The sequence below is a fragment of the Pseudomonas sp. genome, from assembly GCF_030147005.1.
GTDB lineage: Bacteria > Pseudomonadota > Gammaproteobacteria > Pseudomonadales > Pseudomonadaceae > Aquipseudomonas.
The window spans coordinates 1-24,045 of record NZ_JASLAW010000008.1; the positions used below are offsets into that span (position 1 = coordinate 1).

General features: G+C 61.6%; 13 protein-coding genes and 1 pseudogene. 12 read left to right on the forward strand and 2 right to left on the reverse strand.

The features are described 5' to 3' along the window. Positions 1-667: 667 nt before the first annotated feature. The 3 genes and pseudogenes from Q1V60_RS00485 to pgm all read left to right on the forward strand — a co-directional run bounded on the left by Q1V60_RS00485 (position 668) and on the right by pgm (position 5,269). On the forward strand, positions 668-2,092 hold the full coding sequence (locus tag Q1V60_RS00485; protein WP_300626718.1) for a hypothetical protein: 1,425 nt from the start codon (positions 668-670) through the stop codon (positions 2,090-2,092). A gap of 36 nt (positions 2,093-2,128) precedes the next feature. Next, a pseudogene (locus Q1V60_RS00490) lies at positions 2,129-3,519 on the forward strand (PLP-dependent aminotransferase family protein). 106 nt (positions 3,520-3,625) lie between these two features. Beyond that, the gene (gene pgm, locus Q1V60_RS00495) at positions 3,626-5,269 is read left to right on the forward strand and encodes a phosphoglucomutase (alpha-D-glucose-1,6-bisphosphate-dependent) (protein ID WP_300626719.1); all 1,644 of its coding nucleotides are present in this window, start codon (positions 3,626-3,628) and stop codon (positions 5,267-5,269) included. Between the two features lie 61 nt (positions 5,270-5,330). Here pgm and Q1V60_RS00500 read toward each other — a convergent pair whose 3' ends face one another. Beyond that, positions 5,331-6,026, reverse strand: coding sequence for a pirin family protein (locus tag Q1V60_RS00500; protein WP_300626720.1), 696 nt, complete (start codon positions 6,024-6,026; stop codon positions 5,331-5,333). A 217-nt stretch (positions 6,027-6,243) separates the two neighbouring features. On the opposite strand from Q1V60_RS00500, the gene Q1V60_RS00505 reads away from it, so the two are divergent. After that, complete coding sequence (locus tag Q1V60_RS00505) at positions 6,244-8,691, forward strand: UvrD-helicase domain-containing protein (RefSeq protein WP_300626721.1); 2,448 nt, start codon at positions 6,244-6,246, stop codon at positions 8,689-8,691. 142 nt (positions 8,692-8,833) lie between these two features. On the opposite strand, the gene Q1V60_RS00510 is transcribed toward Q1V60_RS00505, so the two are convergent. Then, entirely contained in the window at positions 8,834-9,106 is a 273-nt protein-coding gene (locus Q1V60_RS00510) for a DUF1652 domain-containing protein (protein ID WP_300626722.1), read from the reverse strand. 662 nt (positions 9,107-9,768) lie between these two features. Here Q1V60_RS00510 and Q1V60_RS00515 point away from each other — a divergent pair. From Q1V60_RS00515 to Q1V60_RS00550, 8 genes are all read left to right on the forward strand, one after another. Beyond that, on the forward strand, positions 9,769-11,202 hold the full coding sequence (locus Q1V60_RS00515) for a serralysin family metalloprotease (RefSeq protein WP_300626723.1): 1,434 nt from the start codon (positions 9,769-9,771) through the stop codon (positions 11,200-11,202). Between the two features lie 47 nt (positions 11,203-11,249). Then, positions 11,250-11,618 carry an AprI/Inh family metalloprotease inhibitor gene (locus Q1V60_RS00520; RefSeq protein WP_300626724.1) on the forward strand — a complete coding sequence of 123 codons (369 nt, stop codon included), beginning with the start codon at positions 11,250-11,252 and terminating at the stop codon, positions 11,616-11,618. Between the two features lie 93 nt (positions 11,619-11,711). Further along, positions 11,712-13,451: a type I secretion system permease/ATPase gene (locus Q1V60_RS00525; RefSeq protein ID WP_300626725.1), complete on the forward strand. Its 1,740-nt coding sequence runs from the start codon at positions 11,712-11,714 to the stop codon at positions 13,449-13,451. Between the two features lie 94 nt (positions 13,452-13,545). Further along, on the forward strand, positions 13,546-14,838 hold the full coding sequence (locus tag Q1V60_RS00530) for an HlyD family type I secretion periplasmic adaptor subunit (RefSeq protein WP_300626726.1): 1,293 nt from the start codon (positions 13,546-13,548) through the stop codon (positions 14,836-14,838). A 2-nt stretch (positions 14,839-14,840) separates the two neighbouring features. Next, a complete protein-coding gene (locus tag Q1V60_RS00535; RefSeq protein WP_300626727.1) occupies positions 14,841-16,181 on the forward strand; it encodes a TolC family outer membrane protein in 1,341 nt (446 codons plus the stop codon). 65 nt (positions 16,182-16,246) lie between these two features. Then, complete coding sequence (locus tag Q1V60_RS00540) at positions 16,247-19,201, forward strand: autotransporter serine protease (protein WP_300626728.1); 2,955 nt, start codon at positions 16,247-16,249, stop codon at positions 19,199-19,201. 96 nt (positions 19,202-19,297) lie between these two features. Continuing rightward, on the forward strand, positions 19,298-22,417 hold the full coding sequence (locus tag Q1V60_RS00545; protein WP_300626729.1) for an autotransporter serine protease: 3,120 nt from the start codon (positions 19,298-19,300) through the stop codon (positions 22,415-22,417). An 88-nt stretch (positions 22,418-22,505) separates the two neighbouring features. Next, positions 22,506-23,930, forward strand: coding sequence for a lipase (locus tag Q1V60_RS00550; protein ID WP_300626730.1), 1,425 nt, complete (start codon positions 22,506-22,508; stop codon positions 23,928-23,930). Positions 23,931-24,045 lie beyond the last annotated feature (115 nt).

A 24,045-nucleotide genomic window follows, 5' to 3' on the forward strand; every position in this document is an offset into this window, starting at 1 on the left:
CTGCGCGGATGCGGCAGATGCGCCATTTGTCCGGGCTTAACCCACGTCAGGGTTGAGCCACTCCGAGGTCGTTGCGCCCCGCAAACAATACCTTTGTCCCTTACGCCGCCCTGAAATCCAGCGCGGCGTTACTGTGTGGGCGTCACTGAAGTTCGCGCCGCGCAGCATCTGAACTGCTTTCCTGCGCAGTTCTGTATCTATTTAATCATTATTTGAGTGCCGATAATTGTGGCTCAACCGTCATCTCAAGGAATGAGCAATGATTAGCTATCCGACATTACTGTCTCGAATCAGCAAACTAACGAGGCGATGCCCTGCCCGCCGAAAAACACTCAGAACATGCCGTCTTCTTGCAGAAATAAGGATTAAGTGGGTGATCTAATATTTGTCGGATGTTTCGCTAGTTTATTGGTTAAAGCGCTGTAGGAGGCTGTAGGAATATTCCTGAGATTAGCGACTCGATTACGCAAGGCCGTGGATTTGGCGTGCCTGCACGTGGATTTGCTTACACGCAGCTCAGGTGACCGCTCCGGTAATTTTGTTGCAGAGTGCCAGTGTTTAATGATCCTTGTGCCCTGCAGCGGAAGAAAAACCTACAGATGTAATGGGTCAGGCAGCCACATCAAAAGTTGCTTGAAACTGATATTTCAACTCAGGTAGTAGAACGATGAGCGCAATTCACGAACAAGCCATGAACTATGTTTATCAGCAAGTTCTGCAACGTTTGATGGGGCACTTCACACGCGCCGAACGAACTGCACTTCAATTGTTGATCCAGCGAATAGTGGTGGCCGCAGGTGGCATGGAGCAAGTGGCGAACTACAAAGTGTTGATCGCCCACGGTGGCGGCGAAGTCAGCAGCTATACGCTGGCGCTGTTGCGAGCGGCGCAGTTGAGCATCGCAGGTCGTGCGCCCAAGACTTTTCATCTGCGGGTAGCGACGCTGCGGCATGCCGGGATGACCCAGGCGACACTCGACAGCCTGAACGAGGGCTACAGCGCGCTGTTTTTCCACGATGACCCACGGGTGGAGCTGTTGATGGTGGAAAACCAGCAGGTGCAGCCTTTCAATCATCAGCGGCCCGCATCCAGCGCCGGTCGTGAGATCAGCCAACGCAATATGCTGATGATCGGGCACCTGACGTCCGGAGATATCCGCGCAACGCTGTGCTACGACAGTTACCTGGCCCTGGGGGATTTCTACCAGCGTGTCAGTGCGTGGAATGGCGGCGTGCATGCGCTGGTCAGCGGCGACTCCGCGCGCAAGCAAAGCCAATACCTGGCCTGGCTCAAGCGCACGGCCCTGCGCGCGGGCGTCGCTATGCCGCCGCGCCGGCCCGCGTCGCTCAATATCCTGTTCGCACGCATGGAAGAGTGGAGCACCGGTTGCTACCGCGACCTCTATGGTGAGCACTACGTGGAGACCGAGAACCCGTGCCGCGCCGGGCACCGCCATCTGGCCTACATCGGGGTCGCCGACCTGCTAGACGACGTCGAGGTTGCCTCGGCACCGCTGCTTACCGAGTTCCTGGCCCACAAGCCGGACCCGTTCGACGTTCACTTCAGCCACCCTGACTATCCCAACCCGTTGCTCATGGCGCATTTGCACGGGTTACAGGCCCAATGCCTGCGTGAGCTGTCGTACGAGAGCGGCGTCGAAGCGTTTGTGCGGCAGGCGAGGGACGCAATGATCCGCCGACAAATCCCGGACACGTTGATCGACGAGATGGGCAGCCCGGATGGGCGCGTGTTGTCGACGACCTACGCCAAGGAATTCTTCGGCCTGGAGGAGGGCCAACTGACTTGCCTGTTGTTTTCACCCTTTATCCATCATGGCGAGCGTCTGGAGGGTTATCTGCGTCAATGTCACCCCGGCATGCTGGTGGGGCTGCCCGAATTGCACAAGGCGCTGCAGGGCAAGCCCGCCGCGGACATGCTGCAGCAATGGCTGATTGATACCAGTGGCTTGTCATTGCCGCTGTTACAGCATCTGTACCGCAAGTGCCCCCAGCAGGCGAGCCGTGACACCCCGGCGCGCAAACAGCGCGGGAAGCGGGTGCAGGCGCAGATTGCGCAATTGTCGGGGCGTTAACAGCGTGCCTGTGCGTGCAAACCGGGACGGGCATTCATGAGGCTGCGCGGGGAGCGGCAAGCGGATTTTGCCTATCAGGCGGTGTACCGCTACATGATCAACCTGATCAACGAAGTCAGCCTTGAAAAGCCGGTAAAGCTGCCTTCCCTGCGGCAGCTGTCGACTCGCTTGAAGGTGTCGATCTCGACGATTCAGTACGCCTACTCGATTTTGGAAAAAGAAGGGCGGATCTATTCGGTGGCCAAGTCAGGCTACTCTGCCTGGCCGGTGGCCACCGGCGCGCAAATGGTGACGAGCGAGGATTTGCTTGAGCGCCTGTACGCGGCAGCGCGGCGGCCGGCGATGGTGGTGCTCAGCGGCGATGAACCGGCGCTGCTGGGCTCACTGGATGGCACATTGCTTACGCTGGAGCGCCAATTGATCCGCCGCTATCCGCACCACCTGCAAACTCACTCGCAACCCTCCGGCGTCTGGGAGCTGCGCGCGGCCCTGGCGGCGCGTTATACCGCCTCGCCCACGCGTTGCTGGCAAGCGGATGAGGTGTATATCGGCGCCGACTTGCGCGGTGTTCTGGAAATCCTGATTGACGTTCTGGGCCTCAAGGGCAGCGTGGTGGTGGCCGAATCGCCCTGCGATTATCTGGTCCTGCGCCTGTTGCAGGGCGCCGGGGTGCGGGTAATCGAGTTGCCCTGGCAAGCCGATGGCCGCTTCGATTTGACCACCTTTGAATACCTGCTGAGCCACGAGCCGGTGCGCTTGGTGCTGCTGTCATCGGTGGTGAGCATGCCGTCAGGCAGCGTGCTGTCGGTGCAGGAGCGGTTGCAGGTTGCCCATCTGCTGGACCGATTCGGCTGCTGGCTGCTGGAGAATGACACCTTTGGCGAGCTGAGCTTCGTACCGTCCCCCGCGGCGTTGCGGCACCTGGTCAACCCCGAGCGGCTGATGGTGTTCTCCTCGTTCGAGAAGATCCTGGGCCCGGAAGCACCGTTTGGCTTTTTACTGTCGCGCCAACTGAGCAGCGAGTTGCAGCGTCAGTTTTTGCTGCGCGCATTCCGGTTGTCGTCAATCCGGCAGCGTGCCATTGCGCGCCTGTACGAAAGCGGCCGGTTTGACCAGCACTTGCAGGCTCTTCGGCAGCGCCTGAGGGAGCAGGCACAGGCCATGAGCCATCGCCTGGACGCCCGCCTGGAGGGCCGGGTGAACTACCGAGCGCCCATTGCCGGCGCCAGTTTCTGGTTGCAATCGACGGCGGCGGTGGATATGCGTCAAGTGTTCCAGCGCATGGTCACGCAACAGGTGGTGATCGCTCCCGCCTCAGCGGCTTGCATCACCAGCATATGCGCCTGAGTCATGCGTTCAGCGGGCATCCGAACCTGGATGTCGCCTTGGATGGATTGGCCGAGGCGCTGCAGCAGGCACAGATCTGACATGTAAGAAATTTCTGTATCCGTTGTTGGATCGATACCGTCGCGCAGCAGTCCAAGTCCCCGTAAACTGCCATTTTTCCGATCCTTATTTTTTCGAGGTTTATGCATGACTATCAGTCCTTTTGCGGGCAAGCCGGCACCAGCCCAGTTGCTGGTGGATATCCCGCGACTGGTCACGGCCTATTACACCGGCCAGCCTGATGCAGCGATCTCCACCCAGCGCGTGGCGTTCGGTACTTCCGGGCACCGTGGCAGCTCCTTCGAGCTGAGCTTCAACGAATGGCATGTGCTCGCGATCAGCCAGGCCATCTGCCTGTATCGCCAGGCCCAGGGTATCGACGGCCCGCTGTTCGTCGGCCTGGACACCCACGCACTGTCGACGCCGGCCGGCGCCAGCGCGTTGGAAGTTCTCGCCGCCAATGGCGTGCACGTCATGCTCGCCGAAGGCGATGAATACACGCCGACGCCGGCGATTTCCCACGCGATCATTTGCTACAACCGTGGCCGCACCAGCGGGCTGGCGGACGGTATCGTCATCACGCCGTCGCACAATCCGCCGCAAAGTGGCGGCTACAAGTACAACCCGCCTAACGGTGGCCCCGCCGACACCCATGTCACCAAGTGGATCGAAGCGAAGGCCAACGAACTGCTGGCCAACAAGCTCGCCGGGGTCAAGCGCATCACCCACGCCCAGGCGCTCAAGGCCGACACCACCCATCGGCATGACTACCTCAACAGCTACGTCGCCGACCTGATCAATGTGATCGACATGGATGCCATCCGCAGCGCCGACTTGCGCCTGGGCGTTGATCCGCTGGGCGGAGCAGGGGTGCGCTACTGGTCGGCGATTGCCGAGCACTACCGGCTGAACCTGGACGTGGTGAACACCGAAGTCGACGCTACTTTCCGCTTCATGAGCGTCGACTGGGACGGCCAGATCCGCATGGACCCGTCTTCCAGCTACGCCATGCAAGGCCTGATCGGCCTCAAGGAGCGCTTCGATGTGGCGTTCGCCTGCGACCCGGACCACGACCGTCACGGCATTGTGACCCCGTCCGGCGGGCTGTTGGCGCCGAACAATTACCTGGCCGTGTCCATCGACTACCTGTTCCAGAACCGCCCTGACTGGCGTGCCGATGCGGCAGTCGGCAAAACCGTGGTCAGCAGCGGCCTGATCGACCGTGTTGCCGCGCGTATCGGTCGTCGTTTGTACGAAGTGCCGGTGGGCTTCAAATGGTTTGCTGACGGTTTGTTTGAAGGTTCGCTGGGGTTCGGTGGCGAAGAAAGCGCCGGGGCTTCGTTCCTGCGCAAGGACGGTACAGTCTGGAGCACCGACAAGGACGGCCTGATCCCGGCCTTGCTCGCCGCCGAAATGACCTCGCGCAAAGGCCAGGACCCGAGCCAGATCTATCGCGGCCTGACCGACGCCCTCGGCGAACCCTTTGCCATTCGCGTCGATGCCAAAGCCACGCCGGCGCAAAAAGCCTTGCTGGGCAAACTGTCGCCGGAGCAGGTTACGTCCACGCAATTGGCCGGGGAAAGCATCCAGCAGATTCTCAGCCACGCGCCGGGCAACAACCAGGCCATTGGCGGTTTGAAAGTCATGACCGAAAACGGCTGGTTCGCCGCACGCCCATCGGGCACCGAGGACATCTACAAGATCTACGCCGAGAGCTTTATAGGTGAGGATCACCTCAAGCAATTGGTGGAAGAGGCCCAGGTGCTGGTGGACGCAGCCATTTCCCAGTAACGGACACCCTGAGACGAAAATGTGGAGGGGGTTTGCCCCTCCCACATAAGAGGGTTTCAGCTCAGGCTAAGTCGACCAGCACGACTTCACTGTCTTCAATCGCCGTCACCCGTAACACCTGCTCGTCGGCAACCGCCACACCATCTCTAGCTTGCGCACGCACCCCATTGACTTCAATCGCCCCCGTTGCCGGCACCAGGTACGCACGTCGCCCGCTGTCCAGCCGGTACTCGGCACTTTCGCCCGCCTTCAGATTCGCCGCCACCAGGCGTGCATCGGCGCGGATGCGCAGGCTTTCAGTGTCTCCGGCCTTGCCGCTGGCCAGGGTAACGAAACCTTCGCGCTCACCCTGCGGAAACGGCTTGGCTCCCCAGGACGGCGGCAACCCAGCCTCATTCGGAATGATCCAGATCTGGAAGATCTTGGTCGGCGTGGCTTCCAGGTTGTATTCGCTGTGGGCGATCCCCGTGCCTGCGCTCATCACCTGCACATCTCCAGCCTCGGTACGGCCCTTGTTGCCCAGGTTATCGGCATGGCTGATGGCGCCTTCACGCACGTAGGTGATGATTTCCATGTCGCGGTGAGAATGCTGCGGGAAGCCGCTGCCCGGCGCGATGATGTCGTCATTCCACACCCGCAGGTTGCCCCAGTGCATGCGCTCGGGGTCATGGTATTCGGCAAACGAGAAATGATGATGGGCGTCGAGCCAGCCGTGGTGGGCGCCGCCCAGGGTGTTGAAAGGTCGAAGTTCAAGCATGATCGTCTCCTGTTGATGGCGCTATGGTCCATCAGCGCATGATCGATAAAAAGCGTAAAAAATGCCTTATTCCTATCTATTAATTCGATTGTAAATAAGGGCATTAACTTTCACTTCATCGCCTAACTGCATGACGGCAAAGCATTTGGCTGGAACTGAGCGTCAATTCCGGCGACCATGGAGCCTTGTCAAAACCACGCTCGTCGCAGGAGTCCGCGTGCCGCACCCACAGCCTGATCTGCCCCCTGAACTGCGCCCCCTTGCGGAAATGCCGCTATTGAAACGGCTTGCCGCACGCCTGTTCGGCCATGGCCTCACGCGTTTGCGCGCTCAGCACCGGTTTTCCTGGTTGCATGGTCAAGCCGACGGTTTTCGCAGCGGGCACGAAGCCGGTGTGGAGTACGGTTATCGAGAGGGCAAGGCGGAGGGTTTGGAAGAGGGCCGGCAGGTCCTGTTGATTCGCGATTTTCGCTCCGATGAACACCGTGCTCCCGGCATTGATGACAGTCTGTTCGACGATTGGCGATTGCCGCTGACCGCCGACATAAAAAAGCGCATCAAGGCCGACGCTGCGCGTTTGCTGCCGTCTCACGCCCAGCCCAGTGCCGCGCAGTGGAAGATGATCTTCAGCGACACGCCTTCGACCTCGGTGATTGCCGGCGCCGGCGCGGGCAAGTCTACCTCCCTGGTGCTGCGCATCCTGTTGCTCACCCATTACCTGGGCTTCGAGCTGAGTTCGATGACCGTGGTGACGTTCACCCGCGAGTCGCGCAAAGACTTCATTCTCAAGCTCATGGAGATTCTCAACCTGTGGGGCCAACCCCTTGGCCAGAAAGAAGCCCAGGCGGTGGTGCGCACCTTTCACTCGCGCATCCTGCCGATGGTGCGCAGCCTGCCGGGCTTTGAGCGACTGCAAGCTTTCGAGAACCTCAGCGCGGGGTTCGAAGACGCCGACAGCAACCCCTTCGATTTGCGCATCAACGACGCCCAGCGCCAACAGATGAATGCCTGCTACCACCGGTTGCACGGCAGCCACGCGCGTTTTCGTGAACTGATCGCGCCGCTGGCACGCCATGGGCTGCAGCTGCGGGAGTTGGAACGTGACCACCCGGACGTGCAGAAGCGCGTGGCGGTGACGGAACTGGCGGCCAAGCGCGATGAAGAACTCTGCGACGTCATTGAGGACCTATGGTTTCGTGCCGGTGCCTGGCCGATCAAAGGCATCGAGCCGAGCCGGCAGACCTTTGAAATCAACGGGGCGCAATTTCATTGCCACGGCTATATCCCTGAATTGGATGCGTGGGTGGTGCTGGGCTTTGATTCGCGGGAAAACGCCCAGATCAGCCGACCGAATTCAAAGCTCTCGGTGCGTGCCGAATGGGTGGTAAAGCGCACCCTGTTTCAAGCTTTCTGCCGTAAGCCTTTGATATGGCTGGACAGCTATGAGTCTTCAAGAAGAGTGTCAAGCAGCCTGGCGGGGGATGCCACGGCCGGGCCCGGGTTTGATTACAAGGTCCAGGGCGAGCTTGCCTCAGCGCCGCTATTGGACAGCTTTGTCATGGCCGCAGGCTTTATCGAGAACCTTGGCCTGGATGTTCCCACCGCCGTGGGCCGCATGAGCTTCGCCAAAGACGACCCGGACCGATTGTTCTTTGAGGCCCTGGGTATTTTCTGGAAAGCCCTGGAAGATCATTTGCTTGATCAATCGCCGCCGATCATGACCTATAACCGCATGTTTTCCTTGTTTGGCGAAAACACGCCGGAAAACCTCAAGCTGCTCAGCGACCCGCTGCTGCGGCCGATGTCGCACCTGATGATCGACGAGTTCCAGGACGTATCGCCACAGATCGTCTCGTGGATCCGCGCCAGCCTGCGTGAAATCCGCAGCCGGGGCCCGGCCATGCACGTGGGACGTGGGGCGCAGCGCTCATCGCTGCTGTGCGTGGGGGATGACTGGCAATCGATCTACGGCTGGCGCGGCAGCTCGCCCAAGTACTTCATGGAGTTCAACAAGGAGTTCGTATCGCCGAGCACCACCCGTGTGATGCTGGTTGAAAACTACCGCAGCCATCAGCACATCATCGACGCCGCCGAGCACATCGTGCGCAGCGCCCCGGCCATTCCAGGCAAGAAGGCCAAGGCCGGTGGCGAGCCCAAACCATTGGTGCCCGTGGTAGTGCTGGAACGCGACGATGCGGCATTGGCCCGGCAATTGATCGAGCACTACCGGCAAGGCGATACGATCTTGATGCTGTATCGAAAAAGCAGCGATAAGCTGTTGATACAAGAGCAAATTCAGGCTGTAGTTAATCTGGATTCCAGCTTGCCGCCACAGGCGCGAAGGCTGAAACAGCTGACCTATCACAGTGCCAAGGGCCTGCAGGCGGATGTAGTGTTTCTGTTGGGCGACTGCCAGCACCTCACCAGCTCGCCTTACAAGAATCAGGTCTACCGCATGGCGGGCCTGGGCAAGGACGGCGACAGCGAAGCGTATGACAACGCACAAAAAGACGAGGTGCTGCGCCTGGCCTACGTCGGCATCACACGAGCGGTAAGCCAGTGTTATTGGTATGTGGAAAAGCCGGAAGGCCAGGCGGTGAATGTGCCAAAGGCGTCGGAGCGAGTGGACGGCAAAAAAGCGTTCTTCGATGATCGGCGCGGTTAATCGGCATAAAGGCGATTTGAATGTGGGAGGAGGCTTGACCCAATAGCGTTGGGTCTGTCATTCGACCTGGTGATGACTGGCCCAACGCTATCGAGAGCAGGCGTCCTTCCACAACTGGATCTTATCGGTCTGCAGCGATCAATCAGGCCCGCAACGACAACGGCGGCACAAAACACTCCAGCTCGTCTTCCACCGCCTCGATGATCCGCTCCACGTCGGCGGCGTTCATGACGGTGGCGCAAGGGATACCGGCGATAGCGATCAGCGTCTCGCCGCTGGCCCGGTCGAACAGGCGGGCAACCATACTGCCGGGAGCGTCCATGCTCCCTTCGAAGCCCATCGGATGAAAATGCCAGCGCATCAGCTGACAAGCGTTGGGAAATGTCACTTTGTTCATGGTGCCTACCTTGTTCATTGAGCGCTTCCTTTAGCTCGCGGCAGGGGCCAGGACATTCAGCAGTCCTGGCTACGAGGTTTAAAAATAGCATTCGTTCGCATGTGCGCGGCGACTTTTTCAGGCCCGTTCGGCGGTTCTTTACCTCATTTTGATTTGGATCATGTTTTCTCCCGACTTAGGCAGAAAGCCACCGGCGGCGACCTGTCCCTGGCCTGCGCCACCGGCAACAGGCCATGCGCCCAGCCGAGGCCTGACAGGCGAGGCGGTGTTGGGCCCGCGCTGCACACGCGTGGCTGATGTATGCCCCGGTAAAAGGGGACAACGCAGTGTTAACGGATAAGTAGTGGCTCTTTAATACTGTTAATGACACCGTGACAATATATTGGATCCGTTATTCAAGTAGACCGCTCAACTAGCGCGGCTTTACTTGTATTTAATATTTAAATATCGCGGGGTGCTATTGGGCCGCACAAACACAACCGTCCCCAACAAACGCTACGTGCGACTTCCTTAAGTTGGAGCGGGGCCTGCTTTTGCCTGCTGAAATATTTGTAGACGAAAGATTTCGAGTTGTGTCAGTTTTCTTACGCCTTCAAAAGAGGTGAGTGATAGGACTATCCTCGCCCGCGAGGTTCCTATCGAACAAAGACTGATGCACTTGCAAACAAGGATGTACGTTTATGTCAAAAGTAAAAGACAAGGCTATTGTATCTGCCGCGCAAGCCAGCACTGCTTACTCGCAAATCGATAGCTTCAGCCATCTGTATGACCGTGGCGGCAACCTTACGGTCAATGGCAAACCGTCCTACAGCGTGGACCAGGCAGCGACCCAGCTGTTGCGGGATGGCGCCGCGTACCGGGACTTTGATGGCAACGGCAAGATCGATCTGACCTACACCTTCCTCACCTCGGCTACCCAGAGCACCATGAACAAACATGGCATCTCGGGCTTCAGCCAATTCAGCGCCCAGCAGAAAGCACAGGCCGCACTGGCCATGCAATCCTGGTCGGATGTGGCCAACGTGACCTTTACCGAAAAGGCTTCCGGCGGCGACGGGCACATGACCTTCGGCAACTACAGCGGCGGCCAGGACGGCGCGGCGGCGTTCGCTTACCTGCCAGGCACCGGTGCGGGCTACGACGGCACCTCGTGGTACCTGACCAACAATAGCTACACGCCGAACAAGACGCCGGACCTGAACAACTATGGCCGGCAGACCCTGACCCACGAAATCGGCCATACCCTCGGCCTGGCTCACCCTGGCGACTACAACGCCGGGAACGGCAACCCGACCTATAACGACGCGACCTATGGACAGGACACGCGCGGCTACAGCCTCATGAGTTACTGGAGTGAGAGCAACACCAACCAGAACTTCAGCAAAGGCGGGGTCGAGGCGTACGCTTCCGGTCCGCTGATCGACGACATTGCCGCGATCCAGAAGCTCTACGGCGCCAATTTCAACACCCGCGCCGGCGACACCACCTACGGGTTCAACTCCAACACCGGGCGCGACTTCCTCAGCGCCACATCCAATGCCGACAAGCTGGTGTTCTCGGTATGGGACGGTGGCGGCAACGACACCCTGGACTTCTCCGGTTTCACGCAAAACCAGAAGATCAACCTCACTGCAACGTCGTTCTCCGACGTTGGCGGCCTGGTGGGCAACGTGTCCATCGCCAAGGGCGTCACGGTAGAGAACGCTTTCGGCGGCGCGGGCAACGACCTGATCATTGGTAACCAGGCCGCCAACCTCATCAAGGGCGGGGCCGGCAACGACCTCATCTACGGCGGTGGCGGTGCGGACCAACTGTGGGGCGGCGCCGGCAGCGACACCTTTGTGTTCGGTGCCGTGTCCGATTCCAAGCCGGGGGCTGCGGACAAGATCTTTGACTTCACCTCGGGTTCCGACAAGATCGACCTGTCCGGTATCACCAAGGGCGCAGGCGTGACCTTCGTCAATGCCTTCACCGGGCATGCAGGCGACGCGGTTCTGTCCTACGCCTCAGGTACCAACCTGGGTACGTTGGCGGTGGACTTCTCCGGGCACGGCGTGGCGGATTTCCTCGTCACTACCGTTGGCCAGGCGGCTGCCAGCGACATCGTGGCGTGATGTAAACGCGCGGCGCTCCGGCGCCGCGTTCCAGGATGGAGCAGCACATGCCGCGTTTTTCTTATTTGATCGCCTGTGTTTTACAGGTGTTGTTCGTGTCGGCAGGAGCCCACGCAATGGCTAGCAGTCTTGTATTACCCACCGCCGCGCAGTTGGCCGGGCATTGGGAGCTGAAGCAGCAGGATCAGGTGTGCGCACTGGAGTTGGTCGAGCAAGCCAATGCCTTGAAAGGCGATGTCGCCTGCGTCGAGCAGTGGCTGGGAGAAAAACCGTTGACCTGGTCGCCTACGCCGGACGGTATCTGGCTGTTTAATGCTGCCGGCTCCGGAATTACTCACTTGAATCGCCAGAAAGAAGGCGAATACCAGGCCCGCACTAAAGCGGGGCAACTTGTTGTGTTGCAACGAACACTTTAGTTATAAGCCTATAACTTGATTTGATAGTGGCCACCTTATTCATGAGGCGGGGCGACTATTGTGCGTAATTTGCTTCAAGGAAGATCAAATACTATGGCGAAGTCCCATGGGGTTGCGCCCTTATTCAGGGCGTTGGGTGAATACAAAAGTATTCTGATCAGTGTTGGTTGTTTCACCGCATTGATTAATCTGTTGATGCTGGTGCCCTCGATTTACATGCTGCAAGTGTATGACCGCGTGCTGTCCTCCCAGAACGAAACCACCCTGGTGATGTTGACGCTGATGGTCGTGGGCTTCTTTGCGTTTATCGGCCTGCTGGAAGTGGTGCGCAGTTTTATCGTGATCCGTATCGGCAGCCAGTTGGAGCGGCGTTTCAATCTGCGCGTGTACAAGGCTGCGTTCGAACGCAACCTGCAGCGCGGCCAGGGGCATGCCGGGCAATCCCTGGGCGACCTGACCGCTATCCGCCAATTCATCACCGGGCCGGCGCTGTTCGCGTTTTTCGATGCGCCCTGGTTTCCCATTTACCTGTTCGTGATCTTCCTGTTCAACGTATGGCTTGGCGTGTTGGCAACGGCCGGGGCGGTGCTGCTGATCGGCTTGGCCTGCCTGAACGAATACCTCACCAAAAAGCCCCTCGGTGAAGCCAGTGGTTTTTCCCAGCAGTCGACGCAGCTGGCCACCAGCCATTTGCACAACGCCGAGACCATCCAGGCCATGGGCATGCTCGGCGCACTGCGCACGCGCTGGTTCGCGGTGCACTCGCAGTTCCTCGGCTTGCAGAACAAAGCCAGTGACACCGGCTCGGTAATCACCTCTCTGAGCAAATCCTTGCGCTTGTGCCTGCAATCACTGGTGCTGGGCCTGGGCGCCTTATTGGTGATCAGGGGCGATATGACCGCCGGGATGATGATCGCCGGTTCCATTTTGATGGGCCGTGTACTCAGCCCCATCGACCAGTTGATCGCGGTGTGGAAGCAATGGAGTTCGGCCAAGTTGGCCTACCAGCGCCTTGACGAACTGCTGCGCGAGTTCCCCCCGGAGGGCGAGCAGATGGCCTTGCCGGCGCCCAAGGGCCAGGTCAGTTTCGAGCAGGTCAGCGCGGGCCCGCCGGGTCGACGCCTGGCGACGCTGCATCAGGTCAGTTTCAATCTCAGTGCCGGCGAAGTGCTGGGCGTGCTCGGCGCTTCGGGTTCGGGTAAATCCACCCTGGCCCGTCTGCTGGTGGGCGTATGGCCGACCCTGGCCGGCACCGTGCGCCTGGACGGCGCGGATATTCACCGCTGGGACCGCGACGACCTCGGCCCGCATATCGGCTACTTGCCCCAGGACATCGAATTGTTCAGCGGTAGCATCGCCGACAACATCGCGCGTTTTCGCCAGGCCGACCCGGAGCAGGTGGTGAAGGCGGCGCAGCAGGCCGGGGTGCATGAGCTGATCCTGCGCCTGCCCCAAGGCTACGACACCGTACTGGGCGACAACGGCGGCGGCCTCTCCGGCGGGCAGAAGCAACGCGTTGCCCTGGCCCGCGCCCTGTATGGCGGGCCGCGTCTGATCGTGCTGGATGAGCCCAACTCCAACCTCGACACCGTCGGCGAAGCGGCGCTGGCCAGCGCCATCATGCAGATGAAAGCCCAGGGCAGCAGCGTGGTGCTGGTGACGCACCGTTCCAGCGCGCTGGCCCAGGCCGACAAGTTACTGATACTCAGCGAAGGCCAGTTGCAGGCGTTCGGACCCAGCCAGGAAGTGCTGCGCGCGTTGTCCGGCCAGCAGGAAGCATCCAGGGAAAGAACCGGCGGCAGGAGCGAGCTTGCTCGCGAGAGTCGTCAATGATGACGCGCTCCGATTGGATACACACGGTGCCAGTGGGTTTTTCGCGAGCAATCTCGCTCCTGCACGTTTTGCGTCAAGCAGTAAGGATACTTGCATGATTTACGAACAACACGAGGCGCGTTTCTTCGTCCGCATGGGCTGGCTGCTGACCATTGTCGGCGCCGGCGGTTTTTTCCTTTGGGCCAGCCTGGCGCCGCTGGATCAAGGCATTCCGGTGCAAGGCACGGTGGTGGTGTCGGGCAAGCGCAAGGCGGTGCAAACCCTCAGCCCCGGCGTGGTCAGCCGGATTCTGGTGCGCGAAGGCGAGGCCGTGAAGCAGGGCCAGCCGCTGTTCCGTCTCGACCAGACCCAGCACCAGGCCGACGTGCAATCGCTGCAAGCCCAGTACCGCATGGCCTGGGCCAGCGCCGCCCGCTGGCAGAGCGAGCGTGACAACCTGCCAGGCGTGAGCTTCCCTGCTGAACTGAGCAGCAACCCCGACCCGGCCCTGGCGTTGGTGCTGGAGGGCCAGCGCCAACTGTTCAGCAGCCGGCGCGAAGCCTTTGCCCGAGAGCAAGCAGGCATTCGCGCAAGTATCGACGGCGCCATGTCGCAGTTGGGCGGCATGCGCCGCGCCCGCAGCGACCTGACCGCCCAGGCGCAATCGCTGCGTGACCAACTGAGCAGCCTGCAACCGCTGGCCGACAACGGTTACATCCCGCGCAACCGCCTGATGGACTACCAGCGCCAGTTGTCCCAGGTGCAGCAGGACCTGGCGCAAAATGCCGGCGAGAGCGGCCGCGTTGAGCAGGGCATTCTTGAATCGCGCCTCAAATTGCAGCAGCACACCGAGGAATATCAAAAGGAAGTGCGCAGCCAATTGGCCGACGCCCAACTGCGCAGCCTGACCCTGGAGCAGCAACTCACCTCCGCCGGGTTCGACCTGCAGCACAGCGAAATCAACGCGCCGGCCGATGGCATCGCCGTCAACCTCGGCGTACACACTGAAGGCGCCGTAGTGCGGGCCGGAGAAACCCTGCTGGAGATCGTGCCCCAAGGCACGCGCCTGGAAGTGGAAGGGCATTTGCCGGTGCACCTGGTGGACAAGGTCGGCGCCCATTTGCCGGTGGACATCCTTTTCACTGCTTTCAACCAGAGCCGCACCCCGCGGGTGCCGGGGGAGGTCAGCCTGATTTCCGCCGACCAGATGCTCGATGAAAAGACCGGCGCGCCGTATTACGTGCTGCGCACCACGGTCAGCGAGGCGGCGCTGGAAAAACTCCACGGCCTGGTGATCAAACCGGGGATGCCCGCCGAGATGTTCGTGCGCACCGGTGAACGCTCGTTGCTCAATTACCTGTTCAAGCCGCTGCTCGATCGCGCCGGCTCCGCGTTGACTGAGGAATGAGCATGAAGTCAGTGTTCATTTCGCTGCTGCTGGTGTGTGGCAGTGCCCAGGCCGCGATGGGCCCGTTCGATGTGTACGAGCAAGCCCTGCGCAACGACCCGGTGTTCCTCGGCGCCATCAAGGAGCGCGACGCCGGCCTGGAAAACCGCACCATCGGCCGCGCCGGCTTGTTACCCAGGCTGTCGTACAACTACAACAAGGGCCGCAATAATTCCGAGGCGCACCTGCCCGATGGGCGCGGTGGCAGCTATCGCGATGACCGCAATTACAACAGCTACGGTTCCACTTTCAGCCTGCAACAGCCGCTGTTCGACTACGAAGCCTATGCCAACTACCGCAAGGGCGTGGCCCAGGCGCTGTTTGCCGACGAAAGCTTTCGTGACAAGAGCCAGGCCTTGCTGGTGCGTGTGTTGAGTTATTACACCCAGGCGTTGTTCGCCCAGGACCAGATCGATATCGCCCGCGCCAAGAAGAAGGCATTCGAGCAGCAGTTCCAGCAGAACGAGCACTTGTTCAAGGCAGGCGAGGGCACGCGCACTGACATCCTGGAAGCTGAATCGCGCTATGAACTGGCCACCGCCGAAGAGATACAGGCCCTGGATGAGCAGGATGCGTCCCTGCGCGAGCTGGGTGCGTTGATCGGCGTGCAAAGCGTCAACATCGACGACCTGGCGCCGCTGAACCAGGGCTTCGCCGCGTTCACCCTGAGCCCGGCCAACTATGACACCTGGCATGAGTTGGCGATCAGCAACAACCCGACGCTCGCCTCCCAGCGCCAGGCCCTGGAAGTGGCGCGTTATGAAGTGGAGCGCAACCGCGCCGGGCATTTGCCGAAAATTACCGCGTACGCCAGTTCGCGCAAGCAAGAGTCCGACAGCGGCAACACCTATAACCAGCGCTACGACACCAACACCATCGGCGTCGAAGTCAGCGTGCCGCTGTATGCCGGTGGCGGCATATCGGCGTCCACGCGCCAGGCCAGCCGCGCCATGGAGCAGGCCGAGTACGAGCTGGAAGGCAAAACCCGCGAAACCCTGATCGAACTGCGCCGCCAGTTCAGCGCGTGCCTGTCGGGGGTGAGCAAGCTGCGCGCCTACCAGAAAGCCTTGATCTCCGCCGAGGCCCTGGTGGTGTCGACCAAGCAGAGCATCCTTGGCGGCGAGCGAGTCAACCTCGATGCACTCAATGCCGAGCAGCAGCTCTACAGCACCCGACGCGATCTGGCCCAGGCGCGGTACGACTACCTGATGGCCTGGACCAAATTGCACTACTACGCGGGCAACTTGCGTGACACCGACCTGGCCAAGGTGGATGAAGCCTTCGGCCCGGACAGAAAAATGTAGGAGCGAGCTCCCTCGCCACAAAAGCCCGCGCAGGGAGCGGGAATAACAATAATAGGAGTGTACGGATGAGTGATTCACCACGTTTCAAACCCTTCACCGCAGGCTCATTGCTGCTGTTGTCCGTTGCGGCGCAGGCGCAATACGCCGAGACCGGCCAGCCAGGTAACCCCGCCAGCTGGCGTTCCGCCGAGTACCAGAGCGATTGGGGCCTGGGACGGATGAAGGCGGATGAAGCCTATGCCGCCGGAATCAGCGGCAATGGCGTGAAAATCGGTGCGCTGGACTCGGGTTTCGATGCCAATCACCCCGAAGCGTCCAAAGACCGCTTTCACCCGGTCACCGCCAGCGGCACTTACGTCGATGGCAGTGCCTTCAGCACCACGGGCGCGCTCAACCCGAACAACGACTCCCACGGCACCCACGTCACCGGCACCATGGGCGCCGCGCGCGACGGCGTGGGCATGCATGGCGTGGCGTATAACGCCCAGGTCTACGTCGGCAACACCAACGCCAACGACAGTTTTCTGTTCGGCCCGACGCCGGACCCCAAGTATTTCAAAGCGGTGTACAGCGCCCTGGTGGATTCCGGCGCGCGCGCCATCAACAACAGCTGGGGCAGCCAGCCCAAGGACGTCAGCTACCAGACCTTGGGCGATCTGCACGCGGCGTACGCCCAGCACTACAACCGCGGCACCTGGCTGGATGCGGCGGCGGATGTGGCCAAGGCCGGGGTGATCAATGTGTTCAGCGCCGGCAACAGCGGTTACGCGAATGCCAGCGTGCGCTCGGCGTTGCCGTACTTTCAGCCGGAACTGGAAGGTCACTGGCTGGCGGTGTCGGGGCTGGATAAGGCCAACAACCAGAAGTACAACAAGTGCGGTATCGCCAAATACTGGTGTATCTCCACCCCGGGCGCGCTGATCAACAGCACCATCCCGGACGGCGGCTACGGCGTGAAGTCCGGCACGTCGATGTCGGCGCCCCATGCCACGGGCGCGTTGGCGCTGGTGATGGAACGCTATCCCTACATGACCAATGAGCAGGCGTTGCAGGTGCTGTTGACCACCGCCACCCAACTCGACGGTTCGATCACTCAGGCCCCCAACGCCATCGTCGGCTGGGGCGTGCCGGACCTGGGCCGGGCGATGCACGGGCCGGGGCAATTGCTCGGCGCGATGGATGTGAACCTCGCGGCCGGGCAGGGCGATGTGTGGAGCAATGGCATATCTGACCAGGCATTGCTCCAGCGCCAGGCCGAAGACCGCGCCGAGCACAGCGCCTGGCAGCAAACCCTGCTCGATAAAGGCTGGCAGAACGGCGTGAGCGCCACGGCCAGCCAGCAGGACCAGACCGACTACGCCGTGGGCAGCGCGCGCGATCAAGCCGCGGCGAACCGCGTGTACGAAGGCAGCCTGATCAAATCCGGTGCGGGCAGCCTGGTGCTGAGCGGCGACAGCACGTATCGCGGCGCAACGACAGTCAACGGGGGGCTGTTGGCAGTGAACGGCTCGTTGACCTCGGCCGTGACCGTCAACAACAGCGGCACCCTTGGCGGCTCCGGGCGCATCGGCGCGCTGTCGGTGAACAACGGTGGACGTGTGGCGCCGGGAAATTCAGTGGGCACGCTGCAAGTGGCGGGGGATGTCAACCTGGGTGCAGGTTCCACCTACGCGGTAGAACTGACCCCAACCAGCAGCGACCGCATCGTCGCCGGCGGCAAGGCCGTGCTGGGTGGCGGTACGGTGACCCTGGCCCTGGAAAACAGCCCAACATTATTGAACCAGAGCCAGGCCCGGAGCCTGATCGGCCGGCAGTACTCGATTCTTGAGGCGGCCGGCGGTATCCAGGGCCAGTTCGGCCAAGTGCTGCCCAACTACCTGTTCATTGGCGGCGCCCTCGACTATGCCGCCAACGGCGTGCAACTGGCGATAGCGCGCAATGACGCCAGCTTTGCCAGTGTTGCCGCCACCCGTAACCAGTTCGCCGTCGCCACGGCCGCCGAGCAATTGGGCGCCGGCAACCCGGTGTATGAAAGCCTGCTGCAGTCGGACTCGATTGCCACGGCGCAACAGGGCTTGCAGCACCTGTCCGGTGAAATCTACCCGGCCGTGGGCGAGATGTTGATCAACGACAGCCGCCAACTGCGCGACGCGGTGGGCGAGCGCTTGCGCCACGTGCCGGTGGCCGGTGAAAGCAACCTGTGGCTCAAGGCCTTGGGTGCCTGGGGCAAGTCGGACACTCGCAATGAAACGGCGGGCTCCACCACCTCCATCGGCGGCTTGCTGGCCGGTGTCGATGGCCCATGGGACGAACAGACCCGCGTCGGCGTCGTTGCCGGCTACAGCGACAGCTCGTTGAACATGGGCAGCGGCACCCATTCATCGGCGTCCGTCGACAGCTATCACTTCGGCGCCTACGCCGGGCGCGAGCTGGGCGATTGGCGGGTGAGCGTCGGAGGTGCCTACAGCTGGCATCGCGGCGATGTGAAGCGCGATCTGCAATACGGCGACGTCAGCGGCAAACAAAAGACCAAGCTGGATGCGCGCACGGCGCAATTGTTCACCGAAGCGGCGTACCGCGTTCACCTGCAGCCGTTGGCATTGGAGCCATTTGCCAACCTGGCCTACGTGCACCTGGACAGTGAATCGTTCCACGAAAAAGGCGCCGCGGCGGCGCTGGAACGCGGCAGCGATCGGCGTGATGCGGTGCTCTCCACCCTGGGCGTGCGGGCGTTGAAAACCCTGGTGTTGAACGACCGTCAGCAGCTTGAGCTGTCCGGTTCCCTGGGCTGGCAGCACAGCCTGACCGCCGTCGAATCACAAGAACGCCTGGCGTTTGTTGCGGGCGGGCCTTCATTCGCCGTGCGCAGCGCGCCATTGCTGCGCGATGCGGCGCTGGTGGGCGTGCAGGCGAGCCTGGCGCTGAGCCAGTCGACACGGGTCAACCTGGATTACAACGGCCAATTGGGCGGGCGCGAGAAAACCCAGGGCGTGGGGCTGAGCCTGAACTGGCAGTTCTGAAGAAACACCACAGAACCAATGTGGGAGGGGCTTGCTCCCTCCCACAGGGAAAAGTGATTCACCTAACCGGCAATAAGAAAACTAAGGAAGGTCACCGTGAAAAAACGCAAGTCAGGGTTCACCATCGCCACCCACACAGGCCCGGGCTACCCGCTCAAGGCCTTGAGTTGCGTGCCGTACGGCGCGTTGCTGTGCTGCCTGGCCAGCGGCCTCGCAGGCCTGGAAACCGCCCAGGCCGCACCCTATGTGGAAACCGGAAAACTGGGCGACGCCGCCAGTTGGCGCAGCAATGAGTTCAAGGCCGACTGGGGGCTGGGCGCCGTGCACGCCGACACCGCGTATGCCGCCGGCTACACCGGCAAGGGCGTCAAGCTGGGCATCTTCGACCAGCCGGTGTACGCCCCGCATCCGGAATTCGCCAGCCCCAACAAGGTGGTGACGATCGTCACCGAGGGCATCCGCCAGTACACCGACCCGTATATTCCGGTGAAGGCCGGTGATGCGTTTCGCTATGACGGCACGCCGTCCCTGGGCTCCAACGGCAAACTGGGCAACCACGGCACCCATGTCGGTGGCATTGCGGCCGGTAACCGCGACGGCGGGCCGATGCATGGCGTGGCGTTCAACGCACAAATCATCAGTGCTGAAAACGGTGACCCAGGCCCCGAAGACGGGATCATCCTGGGCAACGATGGCGCGGTATACAAAGCCGGTTGGGATGCGCTGGTGGCCAGCGGCGCGCGGATCATCAACAACAGCTGGGGTATCGGCATCGGTGATCAGTACGCCAAGGGCGGCCGCGATCCGGCGTTCCCCAACTTTACCGTCAATGAAGCCCAGGCCCAGTTCAACAGCATCCGGCCGATCCTTGGCACGATTGCCGGTGGAGCTTATCAAGGTGCGATCGACGCTGCCCGCAGCGGCGTGCTGACCATCTTCGCCGCCGGCAACGACTACAACCTCAACAACCCGGACGCGATCTCGGGCCTGGCGTATTTCGTGCCGGAGATTGCGCCGAACTGGCTGTCCGTTGCGGCCCTGCAGCAGAACCCGGACACCGCGAGCGCCAACCCTTACGTGATCAGCACCTTCTCGTCGCGCTGCGGCTATGCGGCGAGTTTCTGTGTGTCGGCGCCAGGTACCAAGATTTTCAGTTCGGTCATCAACGGCACCAACCTGGAGAACCTCACCAACGACTACGCCAACTTCAACGGCACCTCCATGGCCGCGCCTCATGTGGCCGGCAGTGCGGCGGTGCTGATGGAGCGCTTCCCGTACATGAGTGGCGACCAGATCTCCACGCTGCTCAAGACCACCGCCACCGACCTCGGCGCGCCGGGCATCGATTCGCTGTATGGCTGGGGCATGATCAACCTGGGCAAGGCGGTCAACGGTCCGGGGATGTTCATTACCGCCGAGGATATTCCGGCTGAGTTTCGCATTGACGGCGCCTATGGCAGCGGCCAGTTCGTCGCGGACCTGCCGGGCATTGGCGCGGTGGTGGATGCCGGCAAGCCGACTCAGCGCGTGTGCAACGACGTGCATTGCGGGCTGGACGTGTGGAGCAACGACATCGCCGGGCATGGCGGCCTGACCAAGCAGGGCATTGGCGCCCTGGTACTGACCGGCGCCAACACCTACAGCGGCCCGACTCTGGTCAACCAAGGCTTGCTGGCGATCAACGGTTCGGTCACGTCCGACGTCACTGTCAGCCAGAGCGGCGTCGTCGGTGGCTCGGGGCGTATCGGATCGCTGACCGCAAAAAGCGGCGGCACCGTGGCGCCGGGTAACTCCATCGGCACGCTGAACGTGGCGGGCAATGTCACCTTCGACGCGGGCTCCACCTATGCGGTGGAACTGTCGCCCACCAGCAGCGACCGTATCGTTGCCGGCGGCACCGCCACGCTCAATGGCGGCACCGTGACCCTGGCCCTGGAAAACAGCCCGACCTTGTTGAGCGCGACCCAGGCGCAAAGCCTGATCGGCCGCCAGTACAACATCCTGCAAGCGGCGGGCGGTGTCACGGGCAGCTTCGGTGCGGTATTGCCGGACTACCTGTTCATCGGCGGCACGTTGAACTACGCGGCGGGCGGTGTGCAATTGGACGTGGCGCGCACCAACAGCTTTGCCAGTGTGGCCGCAACGCCGAACCAACGCGCCGTCGCCGCCGCCGCCGAGCAACTGGGCGCAGGCAACGGAGTGTATGAAAGCCTGCTGCTGGCACCGACGGCGGCCTCGGCACAAGGCGCGTTCCAGCAACTGAGTGGCGAAGTCTATCCAGCACTGCAGACCGCGCTGGTCAATGACAGCCGCTACGTTCGCGAAGCGGTCGGCGAACGCTTGCGCAACGGTGAGATGGGCGCGACCAGCCAGGCCATCGACAGCCGTGGCAACGTGTGGGTCAAGGCGCTGGGAGCCTGGGGCAAGACCGACAGCCGCAGCGACACGGCCGGCTACACCACGTCCATCGGCGGCATGCTGGCCGGTGTGGACGGTGCCCTCGACGACGCGACACGTATCGGCCTGGTGGCGGGCTACAGCGATACTTCGCTGAACATGGGCAGCGACACCCATAGCCGTGCTTCGGTCGACAGCTACCATTTCGGCGCGTATGCCGGGCATGAAATCGGCGCCTGGCGCCTGAGCGGCGGCGCGACCTACAGCTGGCACCGCGCCGATGTGAAGCGCGACCTGCAATACGGCGACGTCAGCGGCAAGCAAAAAGCCAAGGTCGATGCCCACAGCACCCAGGTGTTCACCGAGGCGGCGTACCGCATCAACCTGCAACCACTGGCGCTTGAGCCGTTCGCCAACCTGGCCTACGTGCACCTGGACACCGATGGCTTCACCGAGAAGGGCGATGCCGCCGCGCTGAAAAGTGGCGACGACAGCCGCGACCTGGTGCTGAGCACCCTGGGTGTGCGCGCCTTGAAAACCTTCAACGTCAACGATCACCAGCAACTGGAAGTCTCCGGCACCCTGGGCTGGCAGCACAACTTGAGCAGCACCGATTCCGAACAACACTTGGCGTTTGCCTCGGGTGGGCCTTCGTTCGCGGTGGAAAGTGCGCCGATGGTGCGCGATGCCGCGCTGGTCGGTGCGCGGGTGAGCCTGGCGTTGAGCAAGGATGCGCGGGTGAACTTCGATTACAACGGTCTGCTGGCCAGCAAAGAGAAGGTGCATGGCGTCGGCTTGAGCCTGGACTGGGCGTTCTAACGCTTTAACACCCCCTGACGCAGGCTCCGTCAGGGGGTGACAGCTGTTTTCGCTTTCTCTACAAATCCAATAACAGAGAGGCAGTGCGATGGGTATCTTTGACTATAAAAACCTCGGGGCCGAGGGCTCCAAAACGCTGTTCGCCGATGCGATGGCGATCACGTTGTACGCCTACCACAACCTGGATAACGGCTATGCCGTGGGGTATCAGCACAACGGCCTCGGCCTGGGCTTGCCGGCCACGCTGGTGGCGGCCTTGCTGGGTGGTTCCGATTCCCAAGGGGTGATTCCCGGCGTGCCCTGGAACCCCGATTCGGAAAAAGCCGCCCTTGAAGCGGTGCAACACGCCGGCTGGACGCCGATCAGCGCCGGCACCCTGGGCTACACCGGCAAGGTCGATGCCCGAGGGACCTTCTTCGGCGAAAAGCCCGGCTACGCCTCGGCCCAGGTCGAGGTGCTGGGCAAATACGATGACGCGGGCAAGTTGCTGGAAATCGGGCTCGGGTTTCGCGGCACCTCGGGGCCACGTGAAAACCTGATCAGCGACGCCATCGGCGATGTGATCAGCGATCTGCTCGCTGCCTTCGGCCCCAAGGATTACGCGAAAAACTACACCGGCGAAGCCTTCGGCGGCCTGCTCAAGCACGTCGCCGAATTTGCCGGTGCCCATGGCCTGAGCGGCCGGGACGTGGTGGTCAGCGGCCACAGCCTGGGTGGGCTGGCGGTCAACAGCATGGCCGACTTGAGCGACAGCAAGTGGTCGGGCTTCTACAAGGACTCCAACTATGTAGCCTATGCCTCGCCCACCCAAAGCGCTGGTGACAAGGTGCTGAACGCAGGCTACGAAAACGACCCGGTGTTCCGTGCGCTGGACGGCTCTTCGTTCAACCCGTCGTCCCTCGGCGTACACGATAAACCCCACGAATCCACCACCGACAATATCGTCAGCTTCAACGACCACTACGCCTCAACGGCGTGGAACGTGCTGCCGTTTTCCATCCTCAACCTGCCGACCTGGGTATCGCACTTGCCCACCGGCTATGGCGACGGCATGACGCGCATCCTCGACTCCGGCTTCTACGAGCAGATGACCCGCGACGCCACGGTGATCGTCGCCAACCTGTCCGACCCGGCCCGGGCCAACACCTGGGTGCAAGACCTCAACCGCAATGCCGAAGCGCACAAGGGTAATACCTTCATCATCGGCAGCGACGGCAACGACCTGATTCAAGGCGGCAACGGCGCGGACTTTATTGAAGGCGGCAAGGGCAATGACACGATTCGCGACAGCAGCGGGCATAACACCTTTCTGTTCAGCGGGCACTTTGGCAATGACCGCGTGATTGGCTACCAGGCGACGGACAAGTTGGTGTTCACGCAGGTGCAGGGCAGCACGGATTATCGCGATCATGCCAAGCTGGTGGGCGGGGATACCGTGATCAGCTTCGGTGCCGATTCGGTGACGCTGGTGGGTGTGAGCAGTGTGTCGGGGGAGGGGATTGCCATCGGCTAAATGGCGCAGCAGGCGAACCTGTGGGCGGGGCAAGCCCTAATGCCAGTCAGTTAAGACAGAACCGGTCCCTGTGGCGAGGGAGCTTGCTCCCGCTGGACTGCGTAGCAGTCCCATT

Bases quoted from the DNA above. Each gene is read 5' to 3' on its own strand.
- Q1V60_RS00485 (WP_300626718.1), top strand. From the start codon at position 668: ATGAGCGCAATTCACGAACAAGCCATGAACTATGTTTATCAGCAAGTT.
- pgm (WP_300626719.1), top strand. From the start codon at position 3,626: ATGACTATCAGTCCTTTTGCGGGCAAGCCGGCACCAGCCCAGTTGCTG.
- Q1V60_RS00500 (WP_300626720.1), bottom strand. From the start codon at position 6,026: ATGCTTGAACTTCGACCTTTCAACACCCTGGGCGGCGCCCACCACGGC.
- Q1V60_RS00510 (WP_300626722.1), bottom strand. From the start codon at position 9,106: ATGAACAAGGTAGGCACCATGAACAAAGTGACATTTCCCAACGCTTGT.
- Q1V60_RS00515 (WP_300626723.1), top strand. From the start codon at position 9,769: ATGTCAAAAGTAAAAGACAAGGCTATTGTATCTGCCGCGCAAGCCAGC.
- Q1V60_RS00520 (WP_300626724.1), top strand. From the start codon at position 11,250: ATGCCGCGTTTTTCTTATTTGATCGCCTGTGTTTTACAGGTGTTGTTC.
- Q1V60_RS00525 (WP_300626725.1), top strand. From the start codon at position 11,712: ATGGCGAAGTCCCATGGGGTTGCGCCCTTATTCAGGGCGTTGGGTGAA.
- Q1V60_RS00530 (WP_300626726.1), top strand. From the start codon at position 13,546: ATGATTTACGAACAACACGAGGCGCGTTTCTTCGTCCGCATGGGCTGG.
- Q1V60_RS00535 (WP_300626727.1), top strand. From the start codon at position 14,841: ATGAAGTCAGTGTTCATTTCGCTGCTGCTGGTGTGTGGCAGTGCCCAG.
- Q1V60_RS00540 (WP_300626728.1), top strand. From the start codon at position 16,247: ATGAGTGATTCACCACGTTTCAAACCCTTCACCGCAGGCTCATTGCTG.
- Q1V60_RS00550 (WP_300626730.1), top strand. From the start codon at position 22,506: ATGGGTATCTTTGACTATAAAAACCTCGGGGCCGAGGGCTCCAAAACG.